We start from the raw sequence: 16,486 nt of genomic DNA on the forward strand, positions 1-16,486 counted from the left end.
GCATTTCCTGTATACGCATCCAGCATCAAGACACCTCACGCCGAGACGCGCCAGCCCGCGAGATTCCTGCCCTGGCTTCGCTGGCCTCGCTGCTCGCCTGGTCCTCGGCGGCCCACAGCGCCTGGATCAGGCCCTGGCTGGAATCGTCCATGGTCTCCAGGCCTTCGCGGGAGCCCAGGATACGCTCGGTCTCGCCGGCGATCTGCTTGCCGAGCTCCACGCCCCACTGGTCGAAAGGGTTGATGTCCCAGATGGTGGCCTGCACGAAGACCTTATGCTCATAGAGGGCAATCAGCGCGCCCAGGGTATGAGGCGTCAGGCGGTCGAGCAGCACGGTGCTAGAAGGCTGGTTGCCGCGATAGCGCTTGTGGTTCGGCCGCGGGCCGTCGTCTTCGATGGCGTCATCGCCGAGCATCAGCAGGCGCGACTGGGCGAAGCAGTTGGCGAGCGTCAGGCGATGCTGAGCCTTGAGGTGCGCGCGGGTTTCGGCGTCCTCGACGCGATCATAGCGGCGCAGCGGCGCGATGAAGTCGCACTCCACCGACTGGGTGCCCTGGTGCAGCAGCTGATAGAAGGCGTGCTGGGCGTTGGGGCCGAGCTGCCCCCATAGCACCGGGCAGGTGGAGTAAGCGGTCACCTGCCCCTCGTTGGTCACCGACTTGCCATTGGACTCCATCTCGAGCTGCTCGAGATAGCTCGCAAAGTACTCGAGCCGGCCGTCGTAGGGCAGGATCGAGTGCGCGCGAATATCCAGGAAATTGACGTTCCAGATACCGGCGAGGCCCAGCAGCACTGGCAGGTTATCCTCGAGGGGCGCCTCCTGGAAATGGCGGTCCATGGCATAGGCGCCGCCCAGCAGTGCCCGGAAATTGGCCATGCCCACTACCAGCGCGATGGGCAGGCCGATGGCCCCCCACAGCGAGTAACGTCCGCCGACCCACTCCCAGAACTCGAGCTGATTGGCCGGCGCGATGCCCCACTCGGCCATCTTCTCAAGACTCGCCGAGACGCCGATAAAGTGCTGACGCATCACCAGAGCCCGGTCGATGGCGCTGGGCTCCTCGTGATCATCGTGGACCAGTCGACTCAGCAGCCAATCCCGGGCGGTGCGGGCATTCGACAAGGTGTCGATGGTGGTGAAGGACTTCGACGACAGTACGAACAGGGTGGTTTCGGGATTCAGCCGCGACAGGTAATCGGCAAGCTGGGAGCCGTCCATGGTCGAGGCAAAATGCACCTTGATCTCGTGCACGTCGCGCGGCCGATAGTCGGCGAGGGCATGGGTGACCATCAGCGGGCCAAGATCCGAACCGCCGACCCCCAGGTTGACCACATCGCTGACCGCCTTGCCGGTGGCGCCGCGCCACTGGCCGGCGTGGAACTTGTCGACCATCGCCTCCATGCGATCCAGCGTTTCGTGCACCGCGGGCACCAGATCCTGGCCCTCGACCTCGAGATGGGCATCCGCCGGCAGGCGCAGCGCGGTGTGCAGCGCTGGGCGATCCTCGGAATGGTTGACCCGTTCGCCGGCCAGCAGTCGCGAAATGGCTGCCGGCACACCGGCCTCCCGAGCCAGCGCCAGGAGCCCCTCGAAGGTCTCGTTGCTGAAGCGTTGCTTGGAAAGATCCAGGGTCAGTCCCGCCGCCCGGCGGCAGAAACGGGGATAGCGAGGCTCGCCCGTCGTCGCGGCCTCTCGAAACAGCGTCTTCAGATGCACCTCGCGCATCTCCCGCGCATGCTCCGCCAGCGCCTTCCAGGCGGGCCGCTGATCGATCGGGGTCGGATGGCTCATGAACTCTCTCTCCTTGACGAGCGCGACGCGTTGACGAACACCATTAACTAACACCATTCACGGGCACCACTCACGTACACAACGGCCGCCCGGCGCAACGGGTGCAGCCGGGCGGCGCGGGGCGTAGAATGCCGGAAATTCCGCTATGACCCCGACATGACGCCATGACTGACGCATCTTACCGTGACGCGATCTTTTCGACACCCCTGGACCGGGTAGCGCGCTTCTCCTTCGACGAACAGGTGGTGGCCTGCTTCCCTGACATGATCCGTCGCTCGGTGCCGGGCTATGGCCAGATACTGGGCATGCTCGGGGTGATCGCCGAACGTCACCTGCGCCATGGCGCCCACGTTTATGATCTCGGCTGTTCGCTAGGCGCAGTGGGCCTGGCGCTGGCCGGGCGCCTGCCGGCGGACGCCTTCCGCCTGACCGGGGTCGACCTGTCGCCGGCGATGGTCAGCCGCGCCAGCGAGACCTTCGCTGCCGAATGCCCGGCGCATGCCTTTGAGGTCGTCGAGGGCGACATTCGCGCGCTCGACTACCGCTCCTCGGGCATGATCGTGCTCAATTTCACCCTGCAGTTCCTGCCGCCCGCCGATCGCGAAGCGGTGATCAAGGCACTTTACGACGCCCTGGAGCCCGGCGGCGTGCTGGTGCTCTCGGAAAAGATCGTCGCCGAGGACGAGCAGGAGAATGCTTGGCTGGTCGAGCGCTATCACGACTTCAAGCGCGCCAACGGCTACAGCGACATGGAGATCAGCCAGAAGCGCACCGCGCTCGAGAACGTGCTGGTGCCGGACACCCTCGCCGCCCACCATGAGCGCCTTGCCGGCGCCGGCTTCCCGCGCAGCCACACTTGGTTTCAGTACCTTAACTTCGCCTCGATCATCGCCTTCAAGGACGCCTGAGTGTTGTCACCGGATTCCCACCGCCGCCTCTATCACGCCTTCGTCGATCAGGGCCTCGAGCCCTGGCTGGCCCGCCTTCCCGAACAGCTAGCCCGTGGCCTTGACCGCAAGCGCCACGGTGACCTGCCGGCCTGGGAAAAGGCAGTGGCCAAGCTGCCCGCGCTGGCCGACGAACGCCGGGCAGACCTGGATCAGGACACGGTCAGCGTCAACGTGGCACTGACTGAGCCTCAACGGCGACAGTGCCATAACCTCCTGAAAAAGCTCGCTCCCTGGCGCAAGGGCCCCTATTCGCTGGGCGGCATCCATATCGATACCGAATGGCGCTCGGACTGGAAGTGGCAAAGAGTATATCCGCACCTCTCGGCGCTGGCCGGTCGCCGGGTGCTGGACGTAGGTGGCGGCAGCGGCTATCACGCCTGGCGTATGGCCGGCGCCGGTGCCTCTTTCGTGCTGGTGATCGACCCCTCGCCGCGCTTCTTCTACCAGTTCCAGGCGGTGCGTCATTTCATCGGCGACGGCGATGGCGGCCGCACACACTTCCTGCCGGTGGGCATCGAGGACGTACCCGAGAAACTCGAGGCTTTCGACACCGTGTTCTCGATGGGCGTGCTTTACCATCGCCCCTCACCCCTCGAGCACTTGCAGCAGTTGAAGGATGCCCTGCGCCCCGGTGGTGAACTGGTGCTGGAAACCCTGGTAGTGGAAGGCGACACCACCACCGTTTTCATGCCCGGCGAGCGATACGCGGCGATGCCCAACGTCTACTTCCTGCCCTCCTCCGCCGCCTTGAGCCACTGGCTCGAACGCTGCGGCTTCAGCGACGTGCGGGTGGTCGACGAGGCCGAGACCAGCCTCGATGAGCAGCGCGCGACCGAGTGGATGAGCTTCCAGTCGCTTGCCGATTTCCTCGACCCCGAGGACCCCCGCCTCACGATCGAGGGCCACCCGGCGCCGCGGCGTGCCGTGCTGATCGCCACCAAGCCCGCGTAAGAGCAGGCGCGGGACGTTTGGCGCTCCCTCCTACTTCATTGCATCAGGGCACCCGCGGCATCGTCGTCCAGCGCCACCCCCTCGACTCCATAGGTCTCTTCCAGCGCCAGCAGGTAATGGCGCAACGCCCGGCGCGTCGCCTGCTCGTGCAGGTCATGACGCACTCGGTCGGCCACGGCCTCATAGGGCAAACGTCGGCCTTTCCGACAGGCATTGATGCAGACCAGATGCCAACCATAGCGCGAGGCCAGCGGCCGCTCATGGGTGCCCTCGGTCAGGTGCTGCAGCGCCCGGTCGAGCTCCGCTACCGTCTGGCCGGAGACCAGCCAGCCGAGCTCTCCGCCCTCATCCTTCGAGGGGCAGGCGGAATGACGCTGGGCCAGCTCGGTGAAGCGTTCAGGCGCCTCACGCAGCTCGGCGATCAAGCGCTCGCCCAGCTGGTACTGGGCGTCGCGGGCCCGGGCGTCGTCGGGCGCGGCCGCCAGCAGGATATGGCGAACATGGCGCTGGGTGGGCGTACTGAAGCGCGTCGGGTGCGCCGTAAAGAAGCGGCGACAGGCCGCCTCATCGGGCTCGGGCACCTCCAGTTCGCGCTCCAGCAGTTCGGTCATGGCGGCATCGTTCTCGATGCCCTGGTCATCCACCACCGACGGCAGGCCGAGTTCACGGGCGCGCTGGCTCAGCAGCTCGCGCACCACCAGCGACCTGGCGGCCAGGAGCTGCGCCTCGGCCGCCGACTCGGCCGGGTGATACTGCATCTCCCGGGCGATGGCATCCTCGTCGATCACCACCCGCCCAACCTGCACCGGGGGGGCACTCTGGCCGCCCGGCAGTTGCTCGATATCGATCTTCTGCATGGTCATTATCCTCAACGTTAAAACTGAGCGTGCGACGGCCAGACTAGGCGGAGATCGGCGAAAAAGCGGAGTTTACGCGTTTGTAAATGAGCATTTTGAGCCGATCTCCAACAACGCATGGCCGAGCAAAGCCAGTTTTAGCCACGGCGGCGGACGATCTGATAGCGCCTGCCCAGATAACCTAACGGAATGCTCCAGACGTGCACCAGGCGAGTGAAGGGAAAGATCAGCACGATGGTCAAGCCCAGCAGGATATGCAGCTTGTAGATCAGGCCGATCCCGGCGAGATGCGCCGCCGCCCCGCCCTGGAAGAAAACGATGGACTGAGCCCAGTGGGCGAGCCGGAGCATCACGCCGCCGTCCAGGTGCCCTAGGGCGGGAATGATGGTCAATAGCCCTAGGGTCACCTGGATCACCAGCAGGAGGATGATGGCGGTATCCATCGAACTGGAGGACGCCCTCACCCTGGGGTTGGTGAGGCGTCGATGCGCTAGCATGGCGCCCCCCACCAGGCACATGACGCCGGCGAGGCCGCCGATCACGATGGCGACCAGTTGCTTGGCGCTGGCGCTCATGAAGGGGGCATAGACCCAGTGGGGGGTCAGCAACCCCACCAGGTGGCCGAAGAAGATCACCAGGATGCCGACATGGAAGAGGTTGCTGGCCAGCCGCATATGCTTCGACGACAGCATCTGGCTGGAGCCGGTCTTCCAGGAATACTGGCCGTGATCGAAGCGTACCAGGCTGCCGATCAGGAAGACGGTGCCGGCGAGATAGGGGTAAAGCCCGAACAGCAGGGTGTTGAGGTAGTTCATGGCTGATCTCCTTGAGGCCGCGACACGGAGACAGTGGGGTCGAGGACCCGTACCGCTTCGCTGGGCGTCACGTGCTTGCGCTCGGCGAGGCGCCGCCCCTCGGCGGACTGCAGGGCGCAATCCTGGTCCGACTCGGCGGAGAAGCGCACCGCCTCTTCCTCCCAGACCGCGTCCAGCGCCTCGGGAGTATGATCCGACGCTTCCTCGCGAACCTGGGGGCGATGGGCGTCAATGTCGTCTTCGGCGCCGATCAGCGCCAGCAGCGCCAGCGGCACCAGGGCGTGGTCGGCCTCGCGCTCCTCGAGACGGGCGGCGAGCAGCGCCAGGATATGGCGAATCTCGCCCAGCCAGCGGCCGATCTCGCCCTCTGGTCGTGTGGAGAGGTATTCGAGGAACAGCGGCAGGTAGTCGGGCAGCTCGCGGGCGTCGAGCTCGAAACCGGCGGCCCGGTACTCGGCCAGCAGGTCGACCATCGCCTGGCCGCGATCCCGGGACTCGCCGTGCACGTGCTCGAACAGCAGCAACGAGGTCGAACGCCCGCGATCGAACAAGCCAACATACTCGGCCTGCCGGTCGAGCAGGTCCGCCTCGGCCAGCCGCCGGCACCAGTCACCCAGCCGGGAGCGCAGTGCACCCGCCAGGCGCGGCTCCGCGGCGATGACGGCCTCGAGCTCGCCGGCCGCTGCCTGCAACTCGGCGGTCGGGTAATCCAGCAACCGGGCCAGGGCCCGCAGGCTCAGCATGTCCGGGGCTCGGTCGTCGCGTGCATGGCTAGTCATTGCGCGCCTCCTCACTCTTTTGCTCGCTCCGACCATCGTTCTGAGGATCGAAGGTGCCCACCGGCTTGACCAGGGTCGTGGTCTGCTTGCGTCCACCGAACAGGCTCGCCTCGTTGCTGCCGCCCTGGCAGCCGTTGCCGAAGCTGAAGCCGCAGCCGCCGCGCTCGGGGAAGGCATCGCGAGCCGTTTCCCGATGGCTGGTAGGAATCACGAAGCGATCCTCGTAGTCGGCGATGGCCAAATAGCGATACATTTCCTCGACCTGCGCCTCGCTGAGGCCCACCTCGTCGAGCACCGAGGTCTCGGCCGCGCCCTCCACATGCTTGCCGCGCATGTAGACCCGCATCGCCATCAACCGCTTCAGGGCCAGCACCACCGGCGCCTCCTCGCCGGCGGTGAGCAGGTTGGCCAGGTACTGCACCGGGATGCGCAGTGACTCGATCTTCGGCAACACGCCGTCATGCTCCACGTGGCCGGCCTCCGCCGCGGACTGGATCGGCGACAGCGGCGGCACGTACCAGACCATCGGCAATGTGCGGTACTCCGGGTGCAGCGGCAGGGCCAGCTGCCAATCGATGGCCAACTTATAGACCGGCGAGGCCTGGGCGGCCTGGATGACGTTGTCGGGAATGCCGTCCTGCTTCGCTTGGGCAATCACCGCCGGATCATGGGGGTCGAGAAAGATCTCGCACTGGCGGTGATAGAGGTCGCGCTCGTCCTCGGAGGCGGCCACCTCCTCGATGCGGTCGGCATCGTAAAGCAGCACGCCCAGGTAGCGGATGCGCCCCACGCAGGTCTCGGAGCACACCGTCGGCTGGCCCGACTCGATGCGCGGGTAGCAGAAGATGCACTTCTCGGACTTGCCGGACTTCCAGTTGTAATAGATCTTCTTGTACGGGCAGCCGGAGATGCACATCCGCCAGCCACGGCACTTGTCCTGATCGATCAGCACGATGCCGTCTTCCTCTCGCTTGTAGATCGCGCCACTCGGGCAGGACGCCACACAGCTCGGATTCAGGCAGTGCTCGCAGAGCCTGGGCAGATACATCATGAAGGTGTTCTCGAACTGGCCATAGATGTCGGCCTGGATCTGCTCGAAGTTCGCATCGTGACGCCGCTTGGCGAACTCGGTGCCGAGGATCTCCTCCCAGTTCGGGCCCCACTCGATCTTTTGCATGCGCTGCCCGGAGATCAGCGAGCGCGGCCGGGCCACCGGCTGATGCTCGCCGGCCTTGGCCTGGTGCAGATGCTGGTAGTCGAAGGTGAACGGCTCGTAGTAATCATCGATCTCCGGCAGATCGGGATTGGCGAAGATGTTCGCCAGCACTCGCCACTTGCCACCGATGCGCGGCTCGATCCGGCCGTCCTGGCGCCTGAGCCAGCCGCCCTTCCATTTAGCTTGGCTCTCCCACTCCTTGGGATAGCCGATGCCGGGCTTGGTCTCGACGTTGTTGAACCAGGCATATTCCATGCCTTCGCGGCTAGTCCAGACGTTCTTGCAGGTCACCGAGCAGGTATGACAGCCGATGCACTTGTCGAGATTGAGGACCATGCCAACCTGGGAACGAATCTTCATTTCACGACCTCCTGTACGCTGTCATTGCCTTCTCCATCCAGCCAGTCGACATGTTTCATCTTGCGCACGATGACGAATTCGTCGCGGTTGGAGCCCACCGTGCCGTAGTAGTTGAAGCTATAGGCGAGCTGCGCATAGCCACCGATCATGTGAGTGGGCTTGGGACACACCCGGGTCACGGAGTTGTGGATACCGCCTCGGGTGCCGGTGACTTCACTGCCCGGCACGTTCACGATGCGCTCCTGGGCGTGATACATCATCACCATGCCGACCTTGACCCGCTGGCTGACCACCGCCCGCGCGGCGATAGCGCCGTTGGCGTTGTAGGCTTCAATCCAGTCGTTATCTTCTACGCCAATTGATTGCGCGTCGTCCTCCGACAGCCAGATAATCGGACCGCCTCGCGACAGGGTCTGCATCAGCAGGTTGTCCGAGTAGGTCGAATGGATTCCCCACTTCTGGTGTGGCGTCAAGAAATTGAGCGCAATTTCAGGATTACCGTTGCCCTTGGGCGTGGCTAAGCTTGCCGCCGCCTTGGTATCAATGGGCGGGCGGTAGACCAGCAGGCTCTCGCCAAAGGCGCGCATCCAGGGGTGATCCTGATAGAGCTGCTGACGACCACTCACCGTGCGCCAGGGGATCAGCTCGTGGACGTTGGTGTAGCCGGCGTTGTAGGAGACATGCTCGTCCTCGAGGCCCGACCAAGTGGGGCTGGAGATGATCTTGCGCGGCTGGGCAACCACATCACGAAAGCGAATCTTCTCGTCACGCTTGGGCTCAGCCAGGTGGGTGTGATCGCGGCCGGTGATCTGCGACAGCGCGCCCCAGGCCTTGACCGCCACCTGACCGTTGGTCTCCGGCGCCAGGGTCAGGATCATCTCGGCGGCGTCAATGGCCGAGTCGATGCAGGGCTGCCCCTTGGCCGGGCCGTCGCGCTTGACATGGTTCAGGCCCCGGAGTAACTCGACTTCCGTCTCGGTCTTCCAGGCGATGCCCTTGCCGCCGTTGCCGATGGACTCGAGCAGCGGCCCCACCGAGGTGAAGCGCTCGAAGGTGGCCGGATAGTCGCGCTTGACCTCGATCAGCGCCGGCATGGTCTTGCCTGGCAGCGGCTCGCACTCGCCGCGCTTCCAGTCCTTGACCTCGGGCTGGGCCAGCTCCCCGGGGGAGTCGTGTTGGTGCGGCAGGGTGACCAGGTCGGTCTCCTCGCCCAGGTGGCCGACGCAGACCCGCGAGAACGCCTTGGCGATGCCCTTGTATATCTCCCAGTCGCTGCGCGACTCCCAGGCCGGGTCGGTCGCCGCGGTCAGCGGGTGGATGAAGGGGTGCATGTCCGAGGTATTGAGGTCGTCCTTCTCGTACCAGGTCGCGGTGGGCAGCACCACGTCGGAGTACAGGCAGGTGGTGGACATACGGAAGTCCAGGGTCACCAGCAGGTCGATCTTGCCTTCGGGAGCGTCATCACGCCAGGTGACCTCCTCGGGCATCTTGCCGCCCATCTCCCCCAGGTCCTTGCCCTGGATGCCGTGACGGGTGCCCAACAGGTACTTGAGCATGTATTCGTGGCCCTTGCCCGAGCTGCCCAGCAGGTTGGAGCGCCAGATGAACATGTTGCGCGGGAAGTTCTGCGGGCTGTCCGGATCCTCGGCGGCGAAGCGCAGCTGACCGCTCTTGAGGCGCTCGACCACATAGTCGGCGGTACTCATGCCCGCCTCGGCGGCGGCTTCGGCCAGGCGCAGCGGATTGGTATCGAGCTGCGGCGCGGAGGGCAGCCAGCCCATGCGCTCGGCGCGCACGTTGAAGTCGATCAGGCTGCCGCGATAGTCCTCGGGCCTGGCCAGCGGCGAGAGAATCTCCTTAACGTCGAGCTTCTCGAACCGCCACTGGGAGGAGTGGTTGTAGAAGAAGGAGGTGCCGTTCATGTGCCGCGGCGGACGCTGCCAGTCGAGACCGAAGGCCAGCGGGGTCCAGCCGGTCTGCGGGCGCAGCTTCTCCTGGCCGACATAGTGCGCCCAGCCGCCGCCGCTCTGGCCGATGCAACCGCACATGACCAGCATGTTGATTAGGCCGCGGTAGTTCATGTCCATGTGATACCAATGGTTCATGCCGGCACCGACGATGATCATCGAGCGGCCACGGGTCTTGTCGGCATTGTCGGCGAACTCCCGGGCGATGCGGATGACCTGGGCCGCCGGCACCCCGGTGATCTTTTCCTGCCAGGCCGGAGTATAGGGCCTGATCTGGTCGTAGGCGGTAGCACCGTCGTCCTCGCCGTCGGCACCGAACCCGCGATCGATCCCGTAGTTGGCGCACATCAGGTCGAAGACGGTCACCGCCAGCACCTCGCGGCCATCGGCCAACGTCAGGCGCTTGGCGGGCAGGCTGTGATGCAGGACGTCGTCACCGGCCACATGGTCGAAGTGCTCATGCTCGAGCCCGCCGAAGTAGGGGAAGCCGACCCTGGCCACGGCATCGTGGCGCTCGGCCAGCGACAGGGCCAACGACACCTCGTTGCCGTCGGCATCCCGCGGCTCCAGGTTCCACCTGCCCTGCCCCCCTTCCTGTTCTCCCCATCGGAAGCCGATGGAGCCCCGCGGCACGACGAGGCGGTCGGCGGTCTCGTCCCAGGCCAGGGTCTTCCACTCGGGGTTGTTGTCCTGGCCCAGGTTGGCGTCGAAGTCGCTGGCGCGCAGCTGCTTGCCCGGCACGTAGCTGCCGTCGTCACGCGCTTCCAGCTCGACCAGGCAGGGCATGTCGGTATAGCGGCGCACGTAGTCGGTGAAGTAAGCGCTGGGGTTGTCGAGATGGAATTCCTTGAGGATCACATGGCCCATGGCCATGCCCAGCGCCGCGTCGGTGCCCTGCTTGGCGGAGAGCCACTCGTCGCAGAGCTTGGAGACTTCCGCGTAGTCCGGAGTGATGGCCACCGTCTTGGTGCCCTTGTAGCGCACCTCGGTGAAGAAGTGGGCATCTGGGGTGCGGGTCTGGGGCACGTTGGAGCCCCAGGCGATGATGTAGCCCGAGTTGTACCAGTCGGCGGACTCCGGCACGTCGGTCTGCTCGCCCCAGGTTTGGGGGCTGGCCGGCGGCAGGTCGCAGTACCAGTCGTAGAACGACAGGCAGACCCCGCCGATCAGCGACAGGTAGCGGGCGCCGGAGGCGTAGGAGACCATCGACATGGCGGGAATCGGCGAGAAGCCGATGATGCGATCCGGCCCGTACTGCTTGGCGGTATGGACGTTGGAGGCGGCGATCAGCTCGCTCATCTCGTCCCAGTCGGCGCGCACGAAGCCGCCCATGCCGCGGGCGCGCTTGTACTGGCGAGCCTTGGCCGGGTCCTCGACGATCGAGGCCCAGGCCTCCACCGGGTCGCTATGCTGCTTACGCGCCTCGCGCCACAGCATGATCAGCGCCTGGCGCACCAGCGGATACTTGAGACGATTGGCGCTGTACAGGTACCAGGAGTAGCTGGCGCCTCGCGGGCAGCCACGCGGCTCGTGGTTGGGCAGGTCCGGCCGGGTGCGCGGATAGTCGGTCTGCTGGGTCTCCCAGGTGACCAGGCCGTTCTTGACGTAGATCTTCCAGCTGCAGGAGCCGGTGCAGTTCACGCCATGGGTGGAGCGCACGATCTTGTCGTGCTGCCAGCGGGCGCGATAGCCGTCTTCCCAGTCGCGGGTCTCGTCGCGGGTCTCGCCATGCCCGCCGGCGAACGCGGGGGGCCTATTGGCCAGGTACTTCAAACGGTCCAGAAAATGACTCATGTGTCTCTCCTCCTCAGCGGTCGGCCCGCTGTCACTGGGTCACGGCCGTGGCGACACGGCGTTCGCTGAAACGAATCTCGGCGTTGTCACGGGTGTAGTAGAACCAGGTCAGCCCCACGCAGATCGCGTAGAAGGCGATGAAGCCGTAGAGCGCCATCTCGGCACCGCCGGTCAGGGCGATGGAGCTGCCAAAGGTCTTGGGAATGAAGAAGGCGCCATAGGCGGCGATCGCCGAGGTGAAGCCGATGGTGGCCGCCGCCTCCTTCTCGCCCTGCTGGCGCTGTTCGTCGGCCGAGAGGTGCGGCATCAGGCGGGGAATCTCCTCGCGGAAGATCGCCGGAATCATCTGGAAGGTGCTGGCGTTGCCCACCCCGGTAAAGAAGAACAGCAGCAGGAACATGGCGAAGAAGCCCCAGAAGGCGCCCGACTGGTCCTTGATGCCGAGGAAGAACAGCACCCCGGCCACGCAGGCGATCATCGCCGCGAACACCCAGAGGGTGACCCGCGCACCGCCGAAGCGGTCGGAGATCCCGCCGGTCAGCGCCCGGCTCAAGGCGCCGACCAGCGGCCCCAGGAAGGCGAACTTGAGCACGTCGACCTCGGGGAACTGGTTGGAGGCCAGCAACGGGAAGCCCGCCGAGTAGCCGATGAAGCTGCCGAAGGTGCCGGTGTAGAGCACGCACATCAGCCAGTTGTGCTTGCGGGTGAAGATCACCGCCTGATCCTTGAACGACGACTTGGCGCTGGCGATATCGTTCATGCCGAACCAGGCCGCCACGGCGGCGATGACGATGAAGGGGACCCAGACGAAGCCGGCATTCTGCAGCCACAGCGAGTCGCCGCCGCTCACCGACTGGGCGCCGCCGGCGACCGCGCTGAACACGCCGGTGGTGATCACCAGGGGCACCAGGAACTGCATGACGCTGACCCCGAGGTTACCCAGGCCGGCATTCAGGCCCAGCGCCTTGCCCTTCTCCTGCTTGGGATAGAAGAAGGAGATGTTGGCCATGCTGGAGGCGAAATTGCCGCCACCGAAGCCACACAGTAGCGCCAGGATCAGCATCACCAGATAGGGGGTCTCGGGATTTTGCACCGCGAAGCCAATCCACAGGGCCGGCAGCAGCAGCGAGGCGGTGGAGATCGCCGTGAAGCGCCGACCACCGAAGATCGGCACCATGAAGCTGTAGAAGATGCGCAGCGTGGCGCCGGACAGGCCCGGCAGGGCCGCCAACCAGAACAGCTGATTGGAACTGTAGTCGAAGCCCACCTGGGGCAGCTTGGCGACCACCACCGACCACACCATCCACACCGAAAAGGCCAGCAGCAGGTTGGGGATCGAGATCCACAGGTTGCACGAGGCGATGCGCTTGCCCTTCTCCTCCCAGAACGTCGGGTCCTCGGGGCGCCAGTCCTCGAGCACGAACTTGCTGGGGGTGGCGAATTCCGGCAGATCGGTGGTCTCTCGCTGGGCCTCCCACTCGATACGGGTGACCCTGAGGATCGCGTAGTGCATCCAGGCCAGGGCGGCCGCGGACACCACGAACAGCAGCATGAAGGCGCTCTGCCAGATGCCGATGACGTCATTGAGCATGCCGAAGGTCAGCGGCAGGAAGAAGCCGCCCAGGCCGCCGACCATGCCGACCACGCCCCCCACGATGCCGACGTTCTGGGGATAGTAAACGGGGATATGCTTGAACACCGCCGCCTTGCCCAGCGACATGAAGAACCCCAGCACCATGGTCAGGGCCACGAAGCCGGCCAGGGACATGGCGAAGGAGAAGCGGATCTCGCCGGCGACGCCGCGGATGACATAGTCGGTCGGCGGATAGCTGAGCAGGAAAGTCGTGATCACCGAGGCGATCAGGGTCCAGTACATCACCCGCCGCGCGCCATAGCGGTCGGACATCCAGCCCCCCAGGACGCGAAACAGCGAGGCGGGAATGGTATAGAGGGCGGCAACGATGCCCGCAGCGGCGATACCCAGGCCGTAGACCTCGACCAGGTAGTGCGGCAGCCACAGCGCCAGCGCCACGAAGCCGCCAAACACGAAGAAGTAGTAGAGGGAGAAACGCCATACCCGCAGCTCGGCCAGCGGCGCCAGCTGCTCCTTGAGCGGCACCGGGTTGGCCCGGCGCTGGGCGCTCATCGGATCGATGCGGGCCAGCAGCATGAAGGCCACGCCCATCACCGCGATCACCGTGGCATAGACCAACGCGGTACCCTGCCAGCCCAGCGCCAGCAGCAGGAAGGGAGCACCGAAGTTGGTCACGGCGGCCCCCACGTTACCGGCACCGAAGATGCCCAGCGCCGTGCCCTGCTTCTCTTTCTCGAACCAGGCCGAGGTGTAGGCCACCCCGACGATGAAGGAACCGCCGGCCAGGCCGATGCCCAAGGCGCCGACCAGCAGCATGAGGTAGTTGGTGGCGAAGGTCAGCAGGTAGACGCAGACGGCGGTGGCCAGCATCAGCAGGCCGAACACCCACCGCCCGCCGAAACGGTCGGTGAGCAGGCCCAGGAACAGCCGGCTGATGGAGCCGGTGAGCACCGGGGTAGCCATCAACAACCCCAGCTGGGTGTCCGACAGCAGGAAGTCGTCCTTGAGTTGCAGGCCGAGAATCGAAAAGATGGTCCAGACGGCGAAGCACAGGGTGAACGCCAAGGTCGACAGCCCCAGCGCTCGATTCTGCTCGCGGCGTGTTACGGCGAGTGATGTCACGATGCCACCCCCTCAGGTCGCAATAAAACAGATTGCTGTAGGGGTACTCTGCCGGTGGGCACCGCGGACATTCTTGATCCAGATCAAAGGAGAGACAGGACCTTGATAGGAAAATCAACGACTTATGACCAACTGGGTATATAATGGAAGTTGATAAGTTATTGAATAAAATGCCAATAAAAAATATACCTATTACTTTATAGGTAGTTAAAGATGAGAAGGATTTCATTGGTGATAATCAAGCGCCGCCGCTACTCGCTGACCCTGACGCTGACCCTGGTATTCGGGATGATCTCGCTGCTGGCGATCGCGAGCATGCTGTCGACGGTGTATCTGGCCGATACCGCCGAGGGCGACGCCCGCGCCATCAACCTGGCCGGGTCGCTGCGCATGCAGGCCTGGCGGGCGCTGGCCACAGCCGACGCGCCGGCATCCCGCCAGCGCTACCTGGCGGGCATCGAGGAGAGCCACGCTCGCCTGGGCGAGACGCGCCTGGTGCAAGACGGCGACGGGGATATCGCACGACGGCTGGCGACGATCCGCCGGCAATGGCAACAGGAGCTGGCCCCGCGCCTGACCGCTGGCGAGCGAGGAGAGCTGCCGACGGCGCGACTCGATGCCCACGTCGACGCGCTGGATGCACTGGTCGGCCGCCTGGAAGCGGCCGCCGAGCAGCGTCTGCGCTGGCTGAAGTGGCTGCAGTTGACGCTGTTGACGTTGACCCTGCCGCTGCTGGCCTACGGCGGCTATCGCCTGCTCCGCCATGTGCTGATGCCGTTACGCGACCTGCTGGGTGTCATAGAGCGCCTGCGCCAGGGCGACTTCGCGGCCCACAGCGGCTACCGTCGCCAGGACGAGATCGGCCTGCTGGCCACCACCGTGGACGACATGGCCGCCCATCTCGAGGCGGCCATCGCCGAGCGCGCCCGGCAGCGTCAGGCGCGACGCCTGGCGCTGATGGAGGAGCGCGCGGTGATGGCCCGGGAGCTTCACGACTCCCTGGCCCAGGCGTTGAGCTACCAGAACATCCAGGCTCTGCGGCTGCAACGGCGCCTGGCCGCCAGCGATGGTGACCCGCATAGCGGCGCCATCGTCGAGGAACTGCGTGGCGGCATCGAGCACGCCTACCGCCAGCTGCGCGAGCTGCTGACGACCTTCCGCACCCGGCTCACCGAGCATGGCCTCAGGGCGGCGGTCGAGGACGCCGCCGAGAGCTTCACCCAACGCGGCGGCATCTGGATCCACCAGGAGGTGACGCTGGCCGACGACGTCCTGGGTCCCGACGAGGAACTGCACGTCGTTCAGATCCTGCGCGAGGCACTGGCCAACGTCGTGCAGCACGCACGTGCCTCGCGGGCGGCCATTCACCTGACCGGTGACGCCGACGGCGTGACGCTGCGGGTGGACGATGACGGCAGCGGCCTGCCGGACGATCTCACTCGTCCGGAGCACTATGGCATCATCATCATGAAGGAGCGTGCGCAGGGCCTGGGTGGCCGGCTGCACTTCGCTGCCAGCGACTGGGGCGGCGCACGTCTCGAGCTCCACTTCACCCCGCACGGAGAACCGCATGATGCCACCTGATGGCCGCCGCGGCGTCCTAATCGTCGACGATCACCCCCTGTTTCGGCGGGGGGTGCGCCAACTGCTCGAGATGAGCGAGCGACTGACCTGCCTCGGCGAGGCCGATGACGGCGAGGCGGCCCTGCTAAAGGCCGAGGCGCTGTCGCCGGATCTTATTCTGCTGGACCTGCAGATGCATGCCATGGATGGCATCGCCACCCTCAGGGCCCTGAGGGAGGCCGGCCTCGACACGCGGGTGATCATCCTGAGTGTTTCCGATCACCAGGAGAACGTGATCGCCGCCATTCGCGCCGGCGCCGACGGCTACCTGCTCAAGGACATGCCGCCCGATCGACTGCTCGAGGCTCTGGAACGGCAAGGCGATGGCGAGATGCTCTTCGACCCGCGTCTCACCGCCCTGATGGCCGGCGCCCTGCGCCGCAGGCCCACGGTCAGCGGTCCGACTCTCGATCATCTTACCCGTCGGGAACGCGAAATCCTGCGCCTGCTGGCCAAGAGCTACGCCAACAAGCAGATCGCCCAGCACCTGGCCATCCGCGAAGGCACGGTCAAGGTGCACATGCGCCACCTGCTGAAGAAGCTCGAGATGCACTCGCGCACCGAAGCCGCCGTGTGGGCCGCCCAGCAAGAGCTGGGATAGCCGAACAGCGCGACAGCAAGCTTGACGATCCGACAGCCCCCCTTCCGCCCTGACCCGGTGCTGCC

11 protein-coding genes are annotated in these 16,486 nt (G+C 65.4%); 4 read left to right on the top strand and 7 right to left on the bottom strand.

Annotated features, from left to right (window positions below; translation table 11 throughout):
• Positions 1-25 precede the first annotated feature (25 nt).
• Positions 26-1,792 carry a glucose-6-phosphate isomerase gene (gene pgi / locus Q2K57_RS01785; RefSeq protein ID WP_112054661.1) on the bottom strand — a complete coding sequence of 589 codons (1,767 nt, stop codon included), beginning with the start codon at positions 1,790-1,792 and terminating at the stop codon, positions 26-28.
• Positions 1,793-1,956: 164 nt separating this feature from the next.
• On the opposite strand from pgi, the gene cmoA reads away from it, so the two are divergent.
• Together cmoA and cmoB are read left to right on the top strand one after the other, a co-directional pair.
• Positions 1,957-2,700, top strand: coding sequence for a carboxy-S-adenosyl-L-methionine synthase CmoA (cmoA, locus tag Q2K57_RS01790; protein WP_112054662.1), 744 nt, complete (start codon positions 1,957-1,959; stop codon positions 2,698-2,700).
• Positions 2,701-3,693, top strand: coding sequence for a tRNA 5-methoxyuridine(34)/uridine 5-oxyacetic acid(34) synthase CmoB (cmoB, locus tag Q2K57_RS01795; RefSeq protein WP_112054663.1), 993 nt, complete (start codon positions 2,701-2,703; stop codon positions 3,691-3,693). It begins immediately after the preceding gene.
• Positions 3,694-3,728: 35 nt separating this feature from the next.
• Here cmoB and Q2K57_RS01800 read toward each other — a convergent pair whose 3' ends face one another.
• The 6 genes from Q2K57_RS01800 to Q2K57_RS01825 all read right to left on the bottom strand — a co-directional run bounded on the left by Q2K57_RS01800 (position 3,729) and on the right by Q2K57_RS01825 (position 14,197).
• Positions 3,729-4,550, bottom strand: a complete 822-nt coding sequence (locus tag Q2K57_RS01800) for a peptidylprolyl isomerase (protein ID WP_112054664.1) — start codon at positions 4,548-4,550, stop codon at positions 3,729-3,731.
• A gap of 137 nt (positions 4,551-4,687) precedes the next feature.
• Positions 4,688-5,365, bottom strand: coding sequence for a respiratory nitrate reductase subunit gamma (narI, locus tag Q2K57_RS01805; protein WP_112054665.1), 678 nt, complete (start codon positions 5,363-5,365; stop codon positions 4,688-4,690).
• Positions 5,362-6,144: a nitrate reductase molybdenum cofactor assembly chaperone gene (narJ, locus tag Q2K57_RS01810; protein ID WP_258396088.1), complete on the bottom strand. Its 783-nt coding sequence runs from the start codon at positions 6,142-6,144 to the stop codon at positions 5,362-5,364. Before narJ ends, narI begins: the two co-directional genes overlap by 4 nt.
• Positions 6,137-7,720 carry a nitrate reductase subunit beta gene (gene narH, locus Q2K57_RS01815; protein ID WP_304525971.1) on the bottom strand — a complete coding sequence of 528 codons (1,584 nt, stop codon included), beginning with the start codon at positions 7,718-7,720 and terminating at the stop codon, positions 6,137-6,139. The genes narJ and narH overlap by 8 nt, the downstream gene beginning before the upstream one ends.
• Positions 7,717-11,481, bottom strand: coding sequence for a nitrate reductase subunit alpha (locus Q2K57_RS01820; RefSeq protein WP_304525972.1), 3,765 nt, complete (start codon positions 11,479-11,481; stop codon positions 7,717-7,719). Before Q2K57_RS01820 ends, narH begins: the two co-directional genes overlap by 4 nt.
• Before the next feature lie 31 nt (positions 11,482-11,512).
• Positions 11,513-14,197, bottom strand: a complete 2,685-nt coding sequence (locus Q2K57_RS01825; protein ID WP_112054668.1) for an MFS transporter — start codon at positions 14,195-14,197, stop codon at positions 11,513-11,515.
• Between the two features lie 231 nt (positions 14,198-14,428).
• Between Q2K57_RS01825 and Q2K57_RS01830 the strand changes: the two genes are divergently transcribed.
• On the top strand, positions 14,429-15,781 hold the full coding sequence (locus Q2K57_RS01830) for a histidine kinase (protein WP_181463054.1): 1,353 nt from the start codon (positions 14,429-14,431) through the stop codon (positions 15,779-15,781).
• The gene (gene narL, locus Q2K57_RS01835; protein ID WP_112054670.1) at positions 15,768-16,421 is read left to right on the top strand and encodes a two-component system response regulator NarL; all 654 of its coding nucleotides are present in this window, start codon (positions 15,768-15,770) and stop codon (positions 16,419-16,421) included. Before Q2K57_RS01830 ends, narL begins: the two co-directional genes overlap by 14 nt.
• Positions 16,422-16,486: the final 65 nt, after the last annotated feature.

It is taken from the genome of Halomonas sp. I5-271120, assembly GCF_030553075.1.
GTDB lineage: Bacteria > Pseudomonadota > Gammaproteobacteria > Pseudomonadales > Halomonadaceae > Onishia > Onishia taeanensis_A.

Coding starts and splice junctions, on each gene's coding strand:
- pgi (WP_112054661.1), bottom strand. CDS start 1,792: ATGAGCCATCCGACCCCGATCGATCAGCGGCCCGCCTGGAAGGCGCTG.
- cmoA (WP_112054662.1), top strand. CDS start 1,957: ATGACTGACGCATCTTACCGTGACGCGATCTTTTCGACACCCCTGGAC.
- Q2K57_RS01800 (WP_112054664.1), bottom strand. CDS start 4,550: ATGCAGAAGATCGATATCGAGCAACTGCCGGGCGGCCAGAGTGCCCCC.
- narI (WP_112054665.1), bottom strand. CDS start 5,365: ATGAACTACCTCAACACCCTGCTGTTCGGGCTTTACCCCTATCTCGCC.
- narJ (WP_258396088.1), bottom strand. CDS start 6,144: ATGACTAGCCATGCACGCGACGACCGAGCCCCGGACATGCTGAGCCTG.
- narH (WP_304525971.1), bottom strand. CDS start 7,720: ATGAAGATTCGTTCCCAGGTTGGCATGGTCCTCAATCTCGACAAGTGC.
- Q2K57_RS01820 (WP_304525972.1), bottom strand. CDS start 11,481: ATGAGTCATTTTCTGGACCGTTTGAAGTACCTGGCCAATAGGCCCCCC.
- narL (WP_112054670.1), top strand. CDS start 15,768: ATGATGCCACCTGATGGCCGCCGCGGCGTCCTAATCGTCGACGATCAC.